Annotated in this window: 18 protein-coding genes and 1 tRNA gene; 7 read left to right on the top strand and 12 right to left on the bottom strand. The window is 53.1% G+C overall.

Annotated elements, in window-relative coordinates; all coding sequences use genetic code 11:
* Window positions 1-5: 5 nt before the first annotated feature.
* On the bottom strand, window positions 6-452 hold the full coding sequence (locus EoCCA6_RS07405) for a DUF421 domain-containing protein (RefSeq protein ID WP_152082134.1): 447 nt from the start codon (window positions 450-452) through the stop codon (window positions 6-8).
* 9 nt (window positions 453-461) lie between these two features.
* On the bottom strand, window positions 462-965 hold the full coding sequence (locus EoCCA6_RS07410) for a hypothetical protein (RefSeq protein WP_152082135.1): 504 nt from the start codon (window positions 963-965) through the stop codon (window positions 462-464).
* Window positions 966-1,103: 138 nt separating this feature from the next.
* Between EoCCA6_RS07410 and EoCCA6_RS07415 the strand changes: the two genes are divergently transcribed.
* Together EoCCA6_RS07415 and EoCCA6_RS07420 are read left to right on the top strand one after the other, a co-directional pair.
* The gene (locus EoCCA6_RS07415; RefSeq protein WP_152082136.1) at window positions 1,104-1,493 is read left to right on the top strand and encodes a YdeI family stress tolerance OB fold protein; all 390 of its coding nucleotides are present in this window, start codon (window positions 1,104-1,106) and stop codon (window positions 1,491-1,493) included.
* Window positions 1,494-1,560: 67 nt separating this feature from the next.
* The gene (locus tag EoCCA6_RS07420) at window positions 1,561-2,445 is read left to right on the top strand and encodes an SDR family oxidoreductase (RefSeq protein WP_152082137.1); all 885 of its coding nucleotides are present in this window, start codon (window positions 1,561-1,563) and stop codon (window positions 2,443-2,445) included.
* 8 nt (window positions 2,446-2,453) lie between these two features.
* Here the strand turns inward: EoCCA6_RS07420 and EoCCA6_RS07425 are convergent.
* Window positions 2,454-2,527 (bottom strand) — tRNA-Gly (locus EoCCA6_RS07425).
* 80 nt (window positions 2,528-2,607) lie between these two features.
* Window positions 2,608-3,351, bottom strand: a complete 744-nt coding sequence (actS, locus tag EoCCA6_RS07430) for an amidase activator ActS (protein ID WP_152082138.1) — start codon at window positions 3,349-3,351, stop codon at window positions 2,608-2,610.
* 163 nt (window positions 3,352-3,514) lie between these two features.
* On the opposite strand from actS, the gene idi reads away from it, so the two are divergent.
* The gene (idi, locus tag EoCCA6_RS07435) at window positions 3,515-4,057 is read left to right on the top strand and encodes an isopentenyl-diphosphate Delta-isomerase (protein WP_152082139.1); all 543 of its coding nucleotides are present in this window, start codon (window positions 3,515-3,517) and stop codon (window positions 4,055-4,057) included.
* Between the two features lie 38 nt (window positions 4,058-4,095).
* On the opposite strand, the gene lysS is transcribed toward idi, so the two are convergent.
* The 5 genes from lysS to xerD form a co-directional block, all read right to left on the bottom strand.
* Entirely contained in the window at window positions 4,096-5,613 is a 1,518-nt protein-coding gene (lysS, locus tag EoCCA6_RS07440; RefSeq protein ID WP_010435299.1) for a lysine--tRNA ligase, read from the bottom strand.
* Between the two features lie 9 nt (window positions 5,614-5,622).
* Window positions 5,623-6,721 (bottom strand): peptide chain release factor 2 gene (gene prfB, locus EoCCA6_RS07445; protein ID WP_095908218.1). Its coding sequence is split into 2 segments (ribosomal slippage): window positions 5,623-6,645 and window positions 6,647-6,721, totalling 1,098 coding nucleotides; the frame shifts between segments, so codons are not numbered across the junction.
* 90 nt (window positions 6,722-6,811) lie between these two features.
* Window positions 6,812-8,545, bottom strand: a complete 1,734-nt coding sequence (gene recJ, locus EoCCA6_RS07450) for a single-stranded-DNA-specific exonuclease RecJ (protein WP_152082140.1) — start codon at window positions 8,543-8,545, stop codon at window positions 6,812-6,814.
* Between the two features lie 5 nt (window positions 8,546-8,550).
* The gene (gene dsbC / locus EoCCA6_RS07455) at window positions 8,551-9,264 is read right to left on the bottom strand and encodes a bifunctional protein-disulfide isomerase/oxidoreductase DsbC (RefSeq protein WP_152082141.1); all 714 of its coding nucleotides are present in this window, start codon (window positions 9,262-9,264) and stop codon (window positions 8,551-8,553) included.
* A 28-nt stretch (window positions 9,265-9,292) separates the two neighbouring features.
* Window positions 9,293-10,189, bottom strand: a complete 897-nt coding sequence (xerD, locus tag EoCCA6_RS07460) for a site-specific tyrosine recombinase XerD (RefSeq protein ID WP_152082142.1) — start codon at window positions 10,187-10,189, stop codon at window positions 9,293-9,295.
* Between the two features lie 101 nt (window positions 10,190-10,290).
* Between xerD and fldB the strand changes: the two genes are divergently transcribed.
* On the top strand, window positions 10,291-10,812 hold the full coding sequence (gene fldB / locus EoCCA6_RS07465; RefSeq protein ID WP_152082143.1) for a flavodoxin FldB: 522 nt from the start codon (window positions 10,291-10,293) through the stop codon (window positions 10,810-10,812).
* A 7-nt stretch (window positions 10,813-10,819) separates the two neighbouring features.
* Here fldB and EoCCA6_RS07470 read toward each other — a convergent pair whose 3' ends face one another.
* Both EoCCA6_RS07470 and sdhE read right to left on the bottom strand, forming a co-directional pair.
* Window positions 10,820-11,230 (bottom strand): protein YgfX, encoded by a 411-nt coding sequence (locus tag EoCCA6_RS07470; protein ID WP_152082144.1) that lies wholly within the window; start codon window positions 11,228-11,230, stop codon window positions 10,820-10,822.
* Window positions 11,211-11,477: an FAD assembly factor SdhE gene (gene sdhE, locus EoCCA6_RS07475; RefSeq protein ID WP_010435322.1), complete on the bottom strand. Its 267-nt coding sequence runs from the start codon at window positions 11,475-11,477 to the stop codon at window positions 11,211-11,213. Before sdhE ends, EoCCA6_RS07470 begins: the two co-directional genes overlap by 20 nt.
* Before the next feature lie 293 nt (window positions 11,478-11,770).
* On the opposite strand from sdhE, the gene ygfZ reads away from it, so the two are divergent.
* Window positions 11,771-12,751 carry a tRNA-modifying protein YgfZ gene (ygfZ, locus tag EoCCA6_RS07480; RefSeq protein ID WP_152082145.1) on the top strand — a complete coding sequence of 327 codons (981 nt, stop codon included), beginning with the start codon at window positions 11,771-11,773 and terminating at the stop codon, window positions 12,749-12,751.
* Between the two features lie 110 nt (window positions 12,752-12,861).
* Here the strand turns inward: ygfZ and trhA are convergent, their stop codons facing one another.
* Window positions 12,862-13,521, bottom strand: coding sequence for a PAQR family membrane homeostasis protein TrhA (trhA, locus tag EoCCA6_RS07485; protein ID WP_152082146.1), 660 nt, complete (start codon window positions 13,519-13,521; stop codon window positions 12,862-12,864).
* A 265-nt stretch (window positions 13,522-13,786) separates the two neighbouring features.
* On the opposite strand from trhA, the gene EoCCA6_RS07490 reads away from it, so the two are divergent.
* Together EoCCA6_RS07490 and bglA are read left to right on the top strand one after the other, a co-directional pair.
* A complete protein-coding gene (locus EoCCA6_RS07490) occupies window positions 13,787-14,518 on the top strand; it encodes a MurR/RpiR family transcriptional regulator (RefSeq protein ID WP_152084415.1) in 732 nt (243 codons plus the stop codon).
* A gap of 115 nt (window positions 14,519-14,633) precedes the next feature.
* Window positions 14,634-16,067 (top strand): 6-phospho-beta-glucosidase BglA, encoded by a 1,434-nt coding sequence (gene bglA / locus EoCCA6_RS07495; RefSeq protein ID WP_152082147.1) that lies wholly within the window; start codon window positions 14,634-14,636, stop codon window positions 16,065-16,067.
* Window positions 16,068-16,134 lie beyond the last annotated feature (67 nt).

Here is a 16,134-nt window from a genome sequence, read left to right on the forward strand (position 1 = left end):
ACCTCTTAATTTTCAAAAGGAATAATTGAGATATGGCCATTACGCTCCAGAATGGCATATTTAATTTCACTTAATTCTGTAATGCCATGATTCTGGCGTGCGGACACTAAAATATCGTCACAGGAAACATCGACTTTTTTAAGTTTATCGCGTATCGGAACACCGTTATCCACAAGAATTACCGGCGTGCCGTCGAGAATATTCTCCACCGGAGAAAAATATTTCTTCATCAGGCCAAATATAATATCCACCACCACCAGCGTGGTGATCGTTATCATCGCCCCCGTGATGGAAAAATCATCCCCCAGCAACGCCTGCTGTGTCGCCTCACTGATAATTAAAAGGAGTATCAGGTCAAAACTGGTCATCTGTAGCAAAGCACGACGCCCGGCCACTTTAAATACCACCATCAAAAACAGGTAAATTGCCAGGGCACGAAAGACCATATCCATATCAGCCTCCTAAGGGTAAATAAACTGCCAGAAATGAATATCCGGCTCGTTATTTACGCGAATGACATTGGCCCATTTTCCGGCTTTAGAGGGCGTGATGAATAACAGGACGGAGAATGTATCTTCAGTTTTCAGGTGGTTGTAAACAAAGAAGAGGGTATTACCGCGACTGTACATGCTGTCCGGCTGCGGCCAGACGCTGCCTGGCTCGTAAGCCTCACGGCTCTCCGTGGTCATACTGATGATATATTTTCCCTCACTTTTAACCGGGAAGGTAAGCTGCATTCTGGACTCCGTTTGTCGGCGGCCAAAGCGCTCATAGCTGATTGTCAGCGATTTCGCTGAATTTATTTTTTCCCTGTCACTCACTACCCCACTCGAAAACAGCCCCGCAACGGCGGCGACAATAATGCCCAACAACACAATAAAACCCACCTGGCGAAATGCAAACTCAAACGTCAGTAAGCGATAACTCTCATTTATCCCAGGCACCTTTTCATTTTTACGATTCATGGCAACCTTTACCGTTTCGCCTATTTACCGAAATTAATGATTTTTAAAGCGAATGTTTTTAAGACTTATCACATTTGCCACATAAAGGAATAGCAACAATACTTAATAAGTCAAGACAACATAAATGAAGGATATCAGATGAAATTATCAGTAATTTCCGCTTTTTTGATATTTTTAATACCTGCAGCCTGGGCGGATAATAACGGCGGGTTACAAAAAGGCGAAGCACCACCGCCTCCTCATGCGCTGGATGATGGCTATCGAGGAACAGACGATGCGCGCATCATGACCATTAATCAGGCGAAAGGAATGCATGATGGTGCGACGATATCGCTTCGAGGAAACCTTATTGACGGCAACGGCGATAAGTTCGTATTTCAGGATAAAACCGGAAAAATTGACGTTATTATCCCACAAGCGGTATTTGACGGCAGAACGGTAAAACCTGACCAGATGATCAGTATTAACGGTTCGCTTGATAAGAAATCATCGCCTCCGGTTGTTCGCGTCGATCATCTGCAAAAATAACGTTAGCGAAGCGTTAACGCTGCAACTATCCATCAAATCTCACCCCTTGGCTTAAAAGGAGTCAGCTATGAGTGATACAACACAACGTACGAACGCTTTCCCGACGCCCCCTTTCCCTGAGCAGCCACAAACGCCTCCGGGCCTGGCCTCCGAAATGCAACCCGTCCCCGATCACGGCGAAAAGAGTTATAAAGGAAATGGCCGCCTTGCCGGGAAAAAAGCGTTGATTACAGGTGGCGATTCGGGGATTGGCCGCGCGGTGGCTATCGCTTATGCCCGTGAAGGCGCAGACGTCGCCATCAATTACCTGCCGGAAGAAGAAAAAGATGCGAGTGAAGTTATTGCGCTGATCAAAGCGGAAGGACGTAACGCGGTCGCGCTGCCTGGTGACGTCCGCGATGAGACGTTTTGCCAGAATCTGGTGGAAGATGCCGTCACAAAACTCGGCGGGCTGGATATTCTGGTGAATAACGCAGGCCGTCAGCAGTACCGTGAGTCGCTGGAAGAGTTAACCACGGAAGACTTTGACGCAACGTTTAAAACCAACGTCTACGCCCCTTTCTGGATCACTAAAGCGGCCTTGCGTCACCTGAAAGCGCCCGCTTCAATTATCAATACTTCGTCCGTCCAGGCGGTAAAACCGAGCGCAATTCTTCTCGACTACGCGCAGACAAAAGCCTGTCTAGCGGTATTTACGAAAGCCTTAGCCAAACAGCTGGGTCCGAAAGGGATACGTGTGAATGCCGTTGCACCGGGGCCATACTGGACCGTTCTGCAATCCAGCGGCGGGCAGCCGATGGAAAAAGTGAAACATTTTGGCGAAGATTCACCGTTGGGGCGTCCGGGCCAGCCTGTAGAGATCGCGCCGCTGTATGTCACACTCGCGTCTGATGAGTGCTCATTTACGTCCGGGCAGGTCTGGTGTTCAGATGGGGGAGATGGTGTGATGTAAGGAAATGCTGGAGCGGGCGAAGGGAATCGAACCCTCGTATAGAGCTTGGGAAGCTCTCGTTCTACCATTGAACTACGCCCGCTTTGAGGTGCGTAAGGCATTATAGACCTTACGCCTCCTCATACAAGCCTCTGCACAACTAAATGGCGATTAAATAATCACTTAGCACTTCGGTTTGCTGCCCTGGGCCGGTAGATAGCGCTGCGGGTCAATAGCTGTCGCCTTATAACGTATCTGGAAATGCAGCTTCACTGTGTCCGTCCCCGTGCTGCCCATAGTCGCAATTTTTTGCCCCGCCTTCACGTTCTGTCCGTTGTTAACCAGCATTGTGTCGTTGTGCGCGTAAGCCGTAATGTAGTCTTCACCATGTTTAATCATGATCAGATTACCGTACCCGCGTAGCTGATTGCCGACGTAGACCACTTTCCCGGCCCCGGATGCATAGACTGGCGTACCGCGTGCGGCTGCGATATCAATCCCTTTATTGCCACCTTCAGACAGAGAATACGGCACCACCACTTTACCACTTGCAGGCCAAATCCAGCAGCGCTGTCCCACAGGGGGCCATGACGATTGCGGAACTGTGTAAGATGGCGTCACTTTCGCAGTTTTACCTTTTGAGGAAGATTTTTTGCCAGAGGACGAACTGCCCTTAACTTTCAGCTTCTGCCCTACCTCAATCGTATAGGGAGGCGAAATGTTATTCAGGCGTGCCAGATCCTTCACGCTGGTCCCCGTCGCGCGTGAAATGCGGTACAGCGTGTCCCCGCGCTTAACGGTATAGACCGCGCCGGAATAGCTGCCCATATCCGAAGATTTACTGCCAGAACACCCCGCTAACAGTAACGCCAGCGTCAGGCAGAAAACGGCAGTGATAGGGTTTCTCGTCAGGCTTCCTGCAAACAAAACAGATCCTCGGTCAGCATGAATGGCGCACTATGATAGCAGCCCATACTGATATGGGTCATGCCCTTTTCCGCTCTGCGAGCCAAACCGTACACATAAGAATGCAGTATAATCATCCTGCTGATGGTGCTAAACCACTCGGCATTTTGGCACTGGAGCATCAATGAGTATTCAAGAACACGTTATTTTGGTAAACGACCAGGGAAAGGTGATTGGCACTCAGGAGAAGTATGCCGCCCATACATCTAACACTCCGCTACACCTTGCCTTCTCGTCCTGGCTTTTTAACGCCAGTGGCGAATGCCTGATCACCCGACGTGCTTTAAGCAAAAAAGCGTGGCCCGGCGTCTGGACTAACTCCGTCTGCGGGCACCCGCAATCAGGCGAAGAGACTGAACAGGCGATTATCCGCCGCTGCCGCTTTGAAATCGGCGCAGAAATTACGGACCTCACGCCCATCGCCCCTGAATTTCGCTACCGTAAGACTGACCCGTCAGGGATCGTTGAAAACGAGATTTGCCCGGTCTTTGCCGCTCGCGTCAGCAATACCATTACACTCAATGACGATGAAGTGATGGAGTATCAGTGGGTGGAGCTGGAAGCTCTTTTCTGCGCGCTGGACGCAACGCCGTGGGCCTTTAGCCCGTGGATGGCCATGGAAGCAACCCTCGCCCGCGAGGCACTCCGCGCTTTTGCGGCGCAATAAAAAAGCCCCTTTCGGGGCTTTTTTTACGTCTTTTCGACTTATTTCACCGGGCGCATCGCCGGGAACAGGATCACGTCGCGGATGGTGTGGCTGTTGGTGAACAGCATCACCATACGGTCAATACCAATACCCAGACCTGCAGTTGGCGGCAGGCCGTGCTCCAGTGCGGTCACGTAGTCTTCATCGAAGAACATCGCTTCGTCGTCGCCTGCGGCTTTCGCATCAACCTGATCCTGGAAGCGCTGCGCCTGATCTTCCGCATCGTTCAGCTCGCTAAAGCCGTTGCCGATTTCACGGCCACCAATGAAGAATTCGAAGCGGTCAGTGATTTCCGGATTCACATCGTTACGACGCGCCAGCGGAGAAACTTCAGCCGGGTATTCAGTGATGAAGGTTGGCTGAATCAGGTGCGCTTCTGCCACTTCTTCGAAGATCTCGGTCACGATACGGCCCAGACCCCAGCTCTTCTCAACTTTAATACCGATGCTTTCGGCGATCGCTTTCGCAGAGTCGAAGTTATCCAGGTCAGCCATCTCGGTTTCCGGACGGTATTTCTTGATCGCTTCACGCATGGTCAGCTTGACGAACGGCTTGCCGAAGTCGAAGACTTCTTCACCGTATGGCACTTCGGTGGTGCCCAGAATGTCCTGCGCCAGGGTACGGAACAGGGATTCGGTCAGCTCGATCAGATCTTTGTAATCCGCATACGCCATATAGAGTTCCATCATGGTGAACTCTGGGTTATGACGAACGGAGATACCTTCGTTACGGAAGTTACGGTTGATTTCGAACACGCGGTCGAAACCACCGACCACCAGACGCTTCAGGTACAGTTCCGGCGCGATACGCAGGTACATGTCGAGGTCCAGGGCGTTATGATGGGTGATGAACGGACGCGCAGACGCGCCGCCAGGGATCACCTGCATCATTGGTGTTTCCACTTCCATAAAGTCGCGGTTAACCATGAACTGGCGGATACCGGCCATGATCTGAGAGCGAATTTTGAAGGTCTTACGGGATTCATCGTTAGAGATGAGATCCAGATAACGCTGACGGTAGCGCGCTTCCTGATCCTGCAGGCCGTGGAACTTGTCCGGCAGCGGGCGCAGGGCTTTGGTCAGCAGACGCAGCTCGGTGCAGTGGATAGAGAGTTCACCGGTTTTGGTTTTGAACAGCTTGCCTTTCGCGCCCAGGATATCGCCCAGATCCCACTTTTTGAACTGCTCGTTGTAGATGCCTTCCGGCAGGTCGTCACGGGAGACGTACAGCTGAATGCGGCCGCCAACGTCCTGCAGCGTCACGAAGGACGCTTTACCCATAATACGACGGGTCATCATACGGCCAGCCACGGACACTTCAATGTTCAGCGCTTCCAGCTCTTCGTTCTCTTTACCGTCGAAGTCTGCGTGCAGTTGGTCTGAGGTGTGGTCACGACGAAAATCGTTCGGGAACGGCACGCCCTGCTCGCGCAGCGCTGCCAGCTTCTCGCGGCGGGTTTTCAGTTCATTATTAAGATCGACTACCGCGTCAGCGCCCTGTGCTTGTTGTTCAGACATGTTGGTTCCTCATAACCCTGCTTTCAAACTTGCTTCGATAAATTGATCCAGGCTGCCATCCAGCACCGCCTGCGTGTTACGGGTTTCTACACCGGTACGCAGGTCTTTGATGCGGGAGTCATCAAGGACATAAGAACGGATCTGGCTGCCCCAGCCGATGTCGGATTTGTTGTCTTCCATCGCCTGTTTCTCAGCATTTTTCTTCTGCATTTCCAGCTCATAAAGTTTCGCTTTCATCTGCTTCATGGCCTGGTCTTTGTTCTTATGCTGGGAACGGTCGTTCTGGCATTGCGTCACCAGCCCGGTCGGAATGTGGGTAATACGCACCGCAGATTCCGTTCGGTTAACGTGCTGACCACCCGCACCGGATGCGCGGTAAACGTCAATACGCAGGTCCGCCGGGTTGATTTCGATATCAATATCTTCGTCAACTTCCGGGTAGACAAACGCAGAGCTGAAGGAGGTATGACGACGGCCACCGGAGTCGAACGGGCTCTTACGCACCAGGCGATGAACGCCGGTTTCAGTGCGCAACCAGCCGTAAGCGTAATCGCCAATAATCTTGATGGTGACGGATTTAATACCTGCCACTTCACCTTCAGACTCTTCAATAATTTCGGTTTTGAAGCCACGCGCTTCTGCCCAACGCAGATACATGCGCATCAGCATGCTGGCCCAGTCCTGCGCTTCAGTACCGCCGGAACCTGCCTGAATGTCGAGATAGCAGTCGGCGCTATCGTATTCACCGGAGAACATGCGGCGGAATTCGAGCTGTGCCAGCTTCTCTTCCAGAACGTCGAGTTCTGCTACGGCTTCGTTAAAGGTTTCTTCGTCATCGGCTTCAACGGCCAGCTCCAGCAGACCGGAAACATCTTCCAGGCCCTGAGCCATTTGATCCAGCGTATCGACGATAGCTTCGAGGGAGGAACGCTCTTTACCCAGCGCCTGTGCGCGTTCAGGTTCGTTCCAGACGTCCGGCTGTTCCAGCTCGGCGTTTACTTCTTCCAGACGCTCTTTCTTTGCATCATAGTCAAAGATACCCCCTAAGAACGTCAGAGCGCTCCGTGAGGTCCTGAATGCGGTTTTTTACCGGATTAATTTCAAACATGGTCTGTTTTCTTTTTTCGACTAGTCAAAATGCGGTGATAAGAGCGGGATTGTACCGAATCCACGCCCTTTTTTATAGAGATTACTGACGCTAAATTGGCCAGATATTGTCGATGATAATCTGAAGGGAGCGGTTACCGCGAAACTCGTTAATATCGAGCTTATAAGCAAGTTCAACTTCGCGCACGCCGTTATCCGGCCAGACGGACGTGTCGACGTTGAATGCAATACCATCCAGCAACGGACCACCGCCAACCGGCTCCACCATCACTTTCAGGTGACGCTCGCCAACAATGCGCTGTTGCAGCAGACGAAAACGTCCATCGAACAGCGGTTCCGGGAACATCTGCCCCCAGGGACCGGCATCGCGCAGCATTTGCGCCACGTCCATCGTCATCTCTGCCGCTGACAGTGCACCGTCGGACACCACTTCACCCTGTAGCAACGCGGGATCAATCCAGTCAGTGACCAGCTCGCCGAAGAGGCGCTGGAACTCATCGAACTTCGCCTCTTCCAGCGACAAACCTGCCGCCATCGCATGGCCGCCAAACTTAATCATCAGGCCCGGATAGAGCGTATCCAGACGCTCCAGCGCATCGCGCATGTGCAGCCCCTGAATCGAACGTCCAGAACCTTTCAGCGTGCCGTCGCCAGCGGGTGCAAACGCAATCACCGGCCGATGGAAACGCTCTTTAATGCGCGAAGCCAGAATGCCGACCACGCCCTGGTGCCACTCAGGATGGTACATCGCCAGTCCGCCCGGCAGCGTATCACCACTGCGCTCCAGCTTTTCACAGAGGGTCAGCGCTTCGGCCTGCATTCCCTGCTCAATCTCTTTGCGGGTCTGGTTCAGGGCGTCCAGCTCATTTGCCAGCACACGCGCTTCGCCGATGTTGTCACACAGCAGCAGCGCCACGCCGACGGACATATCGTCCAGCCTTCCCGCCGCGTTCAAACGTGGGCCGAGAGCAAAACCCAAATCGCTTGCCGCCAGCTTAAGCGGGTCGCGGTTGGAAATCTCCAGCAGCGCCTTAATCCCCGGACGGCACTTGCCCGCCCGAATGCGGCTTAAACCCTGCCAGGTCAAAATACGGTTGTTGGTATCCAGCGGCACCACGTCTGCCACGGTGCCCAGCGCCACCAGATCGAGGTATTCCGCCAGGTTTGGCACGGCAATACCGCGCGACTCAAACCAGCCTTTATCCCGCAGCAGCGTGCGCAGTGCCAGCATCAGATAAAACGCCACGCCCACGCCCGCCAGTGATTTCGACGGAAAATCGCAGTCGCGCAGGTTCGGGTTGATGATCGCTTCGGCGGCTGGCAGGGTGTCACCCGGCAGGTGGTGATCGGTCACCAGCACCGGAATACCCAACTGGTGCGCACGCTCAACGCCGGAGTGAGAAGAAATGCCGTTGTCTACGGTCATGATCATCTGCGCACCGCGCGCATGCGCCTGATCAACCACTTCCGGGCTGAGGCCATAGCCATCTTCAAACCGGTTCGGCACCAGGTAGGTGACGTTATCGCAGCCCAGCGCGCGAAGGCTGAGCACGCTCAGGGCGGTACTGGTTGCACCGTCGGCATCGAAATCGCCCACTACCACAATCCGCGTCCCTTCCCGGAACGCGTCGTAGAGCATTTCAGTGGCTTTCTCAACACCGCTCAGTTGCTGCCAGGGCAGCATACCTTTAACGCTACGCTCCAGATCGCCCGCGGTACGCACACCACGGCTGGCATAGAGCCGCCGCAACAACGGCGGAAGATCGGCGGGTAAATCAGCGCCTTCAACCGCGTCGCGGCGGCGCAATTTTATCGGGGCTTTCACGCGGATTATTTACCACCAGTCTGTTTCTGGTGCGCGTCGAGGAACGCTTTCATCTCTTGTGGCCCCTGATAACCCGGCACGACATAGCCATTGTTCAGTACGATAGCTGGCGTACCGGTCACGCCAAACTGCACACCCAGCGCGTAGTGGTTCGCGATATCGATGTCGCAGGATGCGGGCTTAACGCCTTTACCGCTCATCGCATCATCAAAGGCTTTGTTGCGATCTTTTGCACACCAGATGGCCTTCATGTCTTGTTCAGGCTGGCTCTGCACACCTGCGCGTGGGAAGGCAAGGTAACGCACGGTGATACCGAGCGCGTTATAGTCTTTCATCTCTTCATGCAGCTTGTGACAGTAGCCACAGGTGATGTCGGTAAAGACGGTAATCACGTGTTTTTCCTGCGCGGCTTTATAGACAATCATCTCTTTTTCCAGCGCGTTCAGGTTTTTCATCAGCAGCTGGTTGGTCACGTTAACCGGCTGCGCGCCGCTCACGTCATACATCGGCCCCTGAATGATGTGCTTCCCGTCTTCGGTCACGTACAGCACGCCGCTGTTGGTTAAGACGGTTTTCATGCCTGCAACCGGCGCAGGCTGAATGTCGCTGCTGGTCACGCCGAGTTTCGTCAGCGACTGTTTGATGGCTGCATCATCCGCATGGGCAAAACCGGTAAAGGAAGCTGCCAGCAGGGTGAACAGCGCGAAAGACTTTTTCATATTTGATCCTGTTACAATTCGTCGGCACTCACGCGCGTGGGTGGTGCTGTTGGTGTAGCTGCCGCAGGCGTTCCGTCGCGACATGGGTGTAAATTTGCGTCGTTGAAAGATCGCTGTGTCCCAGCAGCATCTGCACCACGCGTAAATCAGCACCGTGGTTTAGCAGATGCGTCGCGAAGGCATGACGCAAAACGTGCGGTGACAGCTTTTCACTGTCGATGCCTGCCAGTGTGGCGTAATGCTTAATGCGATGCCAGAACGTTTGTCGGGTCATCTGCTTCGCGCGCTGGCTGGGGAACAAGACATCAATAGACACGCCGTTCAGGAGCCACGGTCGCCCGTGCTCCAGATATGTCTCCAGCCAGTACACTGCCTCTTCGCCCAGCGGCACCAGCCGTTCCTTGTTTCCTTTACCTATCACGCGCACCACGCCCTGACGCAGGCTGATGTCGCTCATCGTCAGGCCAACCAGTTCCGAAACGCGCAAGCCGGTAGCATACAATAGTTCAAGCATGGCTTTATCGCGTAACTCCAGCGGCAGGTCAACTGCTGGTGACTGTAATAATCTCTCAACTTGTGCTTCGCTGAGATCTTTCGGCAGCCGCTGAGGCAGTTTAGGTGATGCCAGGAGTGCGCTGGGGTCATCGGCGCGGATCTTTTCACGGTAAAGATGCTGGAACAGGCGGCGCATCGCACTCAGCAGGCGCGCGGAGCTGGTGGCTTTATAGCCCCCTTCCATACGTTCGGCCAGCAACCCTTGCAGGTCATCGCTTTGTGCGTTCTCAAGCGTAAGATCTCTGTGCGCCAGCCACTCCACCAGCATGGTGAGGTCGCGGCGATAGGCACTGAGCGTATTCCCGGCCAGATTTTTCTCCAGCCACAGCGCGTCGAGAAACTGTTCAATGAGTGCGAGATCCTTTTCCACAGCAGCCCCTTTGATTTTACAATCCGGCCATTATGCCTGATTGCCACCGGTTTCTGGTACACTACGCGCAATGTCATAGCAAGAATTGAGATAGTTACGCGATGAATATTGGTCTGTTTTATGGTTCCAGCACCTGCTACACCGAAATGGCGGCAGAAAAAATTCGCGACATCATTGGCCCGGAACTGGTAACGCTGCATAACCTGAAAGATGACGCACCCACGCTGATGGAGCAGTACGACGTATTGATCCTCGGCATCCCAACCTGGGACTTCGGTGAAATTCAGGAAGACTGGGAAGCCATCTGGGATCAGCTTGATGCGATCAACCTCGATGGCAAAATCATTGCGATGTACGGCATGGGCGATCAGTTGGGTTACGGCGAGTGGTTCCTCGACGCACTTGGCATGTTGCACGATAAACTGGCACCAAAAGGCGCGACGTTTATCGGCTACTGGCCAACGGAAGGCTACGAGTTCACCAGCAAAAAACCGATTATTGCCGACGGGCAGCTGTTTGTCGGGCTGGCACTGGATGAAACCAATCAGTACGATCTCAGCGACGAGCGCCTGCAAAACTGGTGCGAGCAGATCCTGGGTGAGATGGCCGAGAAGTTCAGCTAACGCGCATTTACTCCTGCGTCGGTTGTTGCAGTATCATCCGGCGCAAATCTCGCCACTCTGCAGCATCCATACTGTCTGCCGCCAGCCACAAATGCTGGCGTCGCCCCCCGTCAACCTGACGTAGCCGAAGCATCATGCCGACACTAAGCATCCACGGCGTGCCAATAATATCCCACTCTTTCCCCTGCCAGCGCAGGCGAGAGTCCATCAGCAGCTTGATTTCGCCCTGACGGGCATTGATCCGGCGCTGACTGCGCACGCTGTCAAAAACCACAAATGACAACAGCAATAACCACAAAGGCGTATAGCTAAGCGGCCACGGCATCAGTAAAACAAATGCCGCGACCAGGCCGTGGAGCAATAAAGACATCCACTGCGAGCGCCACGAGACGCGAAGATCAGATTGCCACAGGACCACGTTCCCGATTCCGTGTTTGAATTAATTGCACCATCCGTTGCAACTCGGTGTCGGCGGGTTTGCCGTGATTCATCAGCCAGTTGAATAAATCCGGATCGTCAGACTCAAGCAGGCGAACAAACAGACGCTTATCGTCATCGCTTAAGCTGTCATACTCATATTCGAAGAACGGCATGATGGAGATATCAAGTTCACGCATGCCGCGACGGCATGCCCAGTGAATACGGGCCTTGTTGTTAATATCCATGTTCTGTTTCCTGCATTACGTTTGGCACAGTCGGCATCCCGTTCATATTCTTTATCTCTCTACGGGAACACTCGCTAGTGTAACGTGTTTTTGACCGTTTCTTTACTGGAATATTATTAACCGGAAGCATAGTTCCAAAATTTCCCACACAAATAAAGCGGATTACTCTGTTTTGCGTAGCGCTACGCAGATTATTGCGATGGCACGAATGGCCTGCTGAAAGCGCTTGCAATGAATACAGTCTCTTTTACCATTAGGCATTATCAAAGCGTTAAGCAATTCAGGACATCACTATGGCTTTTACTCCATTTTCTCCTCGCCAGCCCGCCGCCTCTGCGCGTCTGCCGCTGACGCTTATTACTCTTGATGACTGGGCACTGGCAACACTTACCGGTGCCGACGCCGAAAAATACCTGCAGGGCCAGGTGACGGCCGATGTCAGTCAGATGACTGAACATCAGCATCTGCTGGCTGCGCACTGCGATCCCAAAGGTAAGATGTGGAGCAACCTGCGTCTGTTCCGTCGTCAGGACGGCTTTGCCTTTATTGAACGCCGCAGCCTGCGTGACGCCCAGCTCGCCGAACTGAAAAAGTACGCGGTCTTCTCCAAAGTCACCATTGCCCCGGATGACGAACATGTTCTGCTGGGCGTGGCGGGCTTCCAGGCACGTGCGGCGCTGAAAAACCTCTTTGCTGAACTGCCGGATGCGGAAAAACAGCTGGTCAGCGAGGGCGAGACCTCTATCCTGTGGTTTGAACACCCTGCGGAGCGTTTCCTGCTGGTGACTGACGAGGCAACAGCTGAGCGCGTGACCGAAGCCCTGCGCGGTGAAGCACAGTTCAATAACAGCCAGCAGTGGCTGGCACTGAATATTGAAGCCGGATTGCCCGTGATTGACGCGGCAAACAGCGCACAGTTTATTCCGCAGGCGACTAACCTGCAGGCGCTGGGCGGCATCAGTTTCAGGAAAGGGTGCTACACCGGTCAGGAGATGGTGGCGCGTGCGAAATTCCGTGGGGCGAACAAACGTGCCTTATGGACGCTGGCAGGTCACGCCAGCCGCGTACCGGAAGCGGGTGAAGATTTAGAACTGAAAATGGGTGATAACTGGCGTCGGACCGGCACCGTGCTCGCCGCCGTCCAGTTGGATGATGGCCGCCTGCTGGTGCAGGTTGTCATGAATAATGATATGGAGCCCGACAGCGTGTTCCGCGTGCGTGACGATGCGAAAACGTTGAGCATTGAGCCGCTGCCGTATTCACTGGAAGATTGATGCTGTATCGCCCGGTGGCGCTGCGCTTACCGGGCCTACGGTTTTGATATTCACCCTCTCCCTGTGGGAGAGGGTCGGGGTAAGGGCATCAGACCGCACCTTACAAAAAACTACACCTGCCCCACATACAAATAAATTGCCAGGAAGTGGCATACGCTGCCCCCCAGTACAAAGCCGTGCCAGATAGCATGGTTGTAAGGGATACGCTTGCAGACGTAGAAAATCACGCCCAGCGAGTAGATCACGCCCCCCACCGCCAGCAGCGTCACACCGCCAATCGCCAGCTTCGTCGCCAGTTGATAAACCACAATTAACGACAGCCAGCCCATCGTCAGATAGGTCACCAGCGACAATACCTTAAACCGGTGCGCTATGGTCAGCTTAAACAGAACCCCCAGTAGCGCCAGGCCCCAGATAACCATCATCAGGCCACGCGACAGCGGCGAGTTTAACCCCACCAGCAAAAACGGCGTGTAGGTGCCTGCAATAAGAAGATAGATTGCGCAGTGGTCAAATTTCTTAAGCCAGATCTTTGCCCGCTGATGCGGAATGGCATGATACAGCGTGGAGGCCAGAAACAGCAGGATCATACTCCCGCCATACAGGCTGTAGCTGGCGATCGCCATCGCGCTGGCGTTGGTATCTACTGCCTGCACCAGCAGTAACACTAAACCGACAATCCCAAACACCAGGCCAATGCCGTGGCTAATACTGTTGGCTATTTCCTCAGCCAGTGAATATCCCTGTGCGATTAATGGTTTACTCACCATACAAAACTCCGGGAAAACAAAGATGATTATTCATCGCCAGACTATGCTAACTGAGAATGATTCCAGTGAACACCTGTTAGCTAAAATAAATCAACATTCAGGATTTATCCTTAAAAATCATATCTATAAATTTAAAAACCAACTAACAGATGTTCATAATTAAATAAACACCTGTTGAATCAAAGACATAAAATTGCCTTCATACACCAGGCTGCATGGTATGATTCTGAAATGTTGCCCGAAAGAGAGTTTAGCCACTGTGAGCATGTTCTCCCACTCCGCCGTTGCCAGTCTCAATAATCTGGAGATGATGGTCTATAACACTGTCATTAAAAACCGTGACAAAGTGATGTACATGACCATCCGCGAGCTGGCGGATGCGGCTGGTGTCTCGACGACCACGATCCTGCGCTTCTGCCGCAAGCTCAACTGCGAAGGCTACTCTGAATTCCGCGTGCGCTTTAAACTCTATTTAGAGCAGAATGAACCCCAGCAGGCGAATTTTGGTGCCAGCGAAATTATCAGCTTCTTTAAAAGTGTAAACAATGAAGAGTTCGATGCATTATTAGATGACGCGGTAGATATTATTTTATCTTCTGAACGCATTATATTTGTCGGCGCGGGCACGTCGGGCTCGCTGGCAAAATACGGTGCTCGCTTCTTTTCTAATATCGGGAAATTCAGTAACCATATCGACGATCCTTATTTCCCGGTCACCAATGATATGGCTAAAAATGCGCTGGCCATTGTGCTTTCCGTCTCAGGTGAAACCGAGGAGATCCTGCGCTTTGCCAGCCAGTTCAGCCTGCACCACTGTAAGGTACTCTCCATCACCAGCCACGAACACTCTCGCCTGGCGAAACTGGCGGATTTTAATCTCTCCTGGCATGTGCCACAAACGCGAATTGGTGGCGTCTACGATATTACCACCCAAATTCCCGTTATCTATATTCTGGAATCACTTGGCCGTAAACTGGCGAAGAAGTTAACAGAATAAAACACCCTGTTTTTCCGTGGTAACAAATTACATTTTATGTGAATTGTTATATCGTGACATTTAATTTCGCTTTGCTAGACTCGAAAGCAATAAGTCATGAATTGAGAAAGCAGCGATGAAAAAATTGACCTTACCAAAAGATTTTTTATGGGGCGGCGCGGTGGCGGCTCACCAGGTTGAAGGCGGCTGGAACAAAGGCGGCAAAGGGCCCAGTATTTGTGACGTGCTGACCGGCGGTGCCCACGGCGTACCGCGTGAGATCACGCAGGACGTGGTGCCGGGGAAATACTATCCGAACCATGAAGCCATCGACTTCCACGGCCACTATAAAGAAGACATTAAGCTGTTTGCTGAGATGGGCTTTAAATGCTTCCGCACCTCCATCGCCTGGACGCGCATCTTCCCGAAAGGTGATGAAACTCAGCCAAATGAAGAGGGGCTGAAGTTCTACGACGACATGTTCGATGAGCTGCTGAAGTACAACATCGAGCCGGTGATCACCCTCTCCCACTTCGAAATGCCGCTGCACCTGGTGCAGGAATACGGCGGCTGGACCAACCGTAAGGTGGTCGATTTCTTTGTACGCTTCGCTGAAGTTGTGTTTGAGCGCTACAAACATAAGGTCAAATACTGGATGACCTTCAACGAAATCAACAACCAGCGTAACTGGCGTGCACCCTTGTTCGGCTACTGTTGCTCCGGCGTGGTCTATACCGAGCATGAAAACCCGGAAGAGACGATGTATCAGGTGCTGCACCATCAGTTCGTGGCCAGCGCCCTGGCGGTAAAAGCCGCACGCCGCATCAATCCAGAGATGAAAGTCGGCTGCATGCTGGCGATGGTGGCGCTCTATCCATTCTCGTGTAAACCAGAGGATGTGATGTTCGCCCAGGAATCCATGCGCGAGCGCTATGTCTTTACCGACGTGCAGCTGCGCGGTTACTACCCGTCCTACGTGCTGAACGAGTGGGAGCGCCGCGGCTTCTCCATCAAAATGGAAGCGGGCGACGAGCAGATCCTGCGCGAAGGCACCTGTGATTACTTAGGCTTCAGCTACTACATGACCAACGCGGTCAAAGCCGAAGGTGGCACCGGTGACGCCATTTCCGGCTTCGAAGGCAGTGTGCCGAACCCGCACGTGAAGGCGTCTGACTGGGGCTGGCAGATTGACCCGGTGGGCCTGCGCTATTCCCTGTGCGAACTGTACGAGCGCTACCAGAAGCCGCTGTTTATCGTGGAAAATGGTTTCGGTGCCTACGACAAAGTGGAAGCAGACGGCAGCATTAACGATGACTACCGCATCGACTACCTGCGTGCCCACGTGGAAGAGATGATAAAAGCGGTCACCTATGACGGCGTTGACCTGATGGGCTACACCCCGTGGGGCTGCATCGACTGCGTCTCCTTCACCACCGGTCAGTACAGCAAGCGCTATGGCTTTATCTACGTGAACAAGCACGACGACGGCACCGGCGATATGTCCCGTTCGCGTAAAAAGAGCTTTAACTGGTACAAGACCGTTATCGCCAGCAACGGCGAAACCCTGTGATACCAGGCCCTCTCCGAAAAGGAGAGGGCAAACGCCTTTCTTTCCAGACACTTCTTTACAGCTTTCG

The organism is Enterobacter oligotrophicus, assembly GCF_009176645.1.
Lineage (GTDB): Bacteria > Pseudomonadota > Gammaproteobacteria > Enterobacterales > Enterobacteriaceae > Enterobacter > Enterobacter oligotrophicus.

What these genes read in the sequence shown, in the direction of transcription:
- EoCCA6_RS07405 (WP_152082134.1), bottom strand. Translation starts at nt 452, where the DNA reads ATGGATATGGTCTTTCGTGCCCTGGCAATTTACCTGTTTTTGATGGTG.
- EoCCA6_RS07410 (WP_152082135.1), bottom strand. Translation starts at nt 965, where the DNA reads ATGAATCGTAAAAATGAAAAGGTGCCTGGGATAAATGAGAGTTATCGC.
- EoCCA6_RS07415 (WP_152082136.1), top strand. Translation starts at nt 1,104, where the DNA reads ATGAAATTATCAGTAATTTCCGCTTTTTTGATATTTTTAATACCTGCA.
- EoCCA6_RS07420 (WP_152082137.1), top strand. Translation starts at nt 1,561, where the DNA reads ATGAGTGATACAACACAACGTACGAACGCTTTCCCGACGCCCCCTTTC.
- idi (WP_152082139.1), top strand. Translation starts at nt 3,515, where the DNA reads ATGAGTATTCAAGAACACGTTATTTTGGTAAACGACCAGGGAAAGGTG.
- lysS (WP_010435299.1), bottom strand. Translation starts at nt 5,613, where the DNA reads ATGTCTGAACAACAAGCACAGGGCGCTGACGCGGTAGTCGATCTTAAT.
- dsbC (WP_152082141.1), bottom strand. Translation starts at nt 9,264, where the DNA reads ATGAAAAAGTCTTTCGCGCTGTTCACCCTGCTGGCAGCTTCCTTTACC.
- fldB (WP_152082143.1), top strand. Translation starts at nt 10,291, where the DNA reads ATGAATATTGGTCTGTTTTATGGTTCCAGCACCTGCTACACCGAAATG.
- sdhE (WP_010435322.1), bottom strand. Translation starts at nt 11,477, where the DNA reads ATGGATATTAACAACAAGGCCCGTATTCACTGGGCATGCCGTCGCGGC.
- ygfZ (WP_152082145.1), top strand. Translation starts at nt 11,771, where the DNA reads ATGGCTTTTACTCCATTTTCTCCTCGCCAGCCCGCCGCCTCTGCGCGT.
- trhA (WP_152082146.1), bottom strand. Translation starts at nt 13,521, where the DNA reads ATGGTGAGTAAACCATTAATCGCACAGGGATATTCACTGGCTGAGGAA.
- EoCCA6_RS07490 (WP_152084415.1), top strand. Translation starts at nt 13,787, where the DNA reads ATGTTCTCCCACTCCGCCGTTGCCAGTCTCAATAATCTGGAGATGATG.
- bglA (WP_152082147.1), top strand. Translation starts at nt 14,634, where the DNA reads ATGAAAAAATTGACCTTACCAAAAGATTTTTTATGGGGCGGCGCGGTG.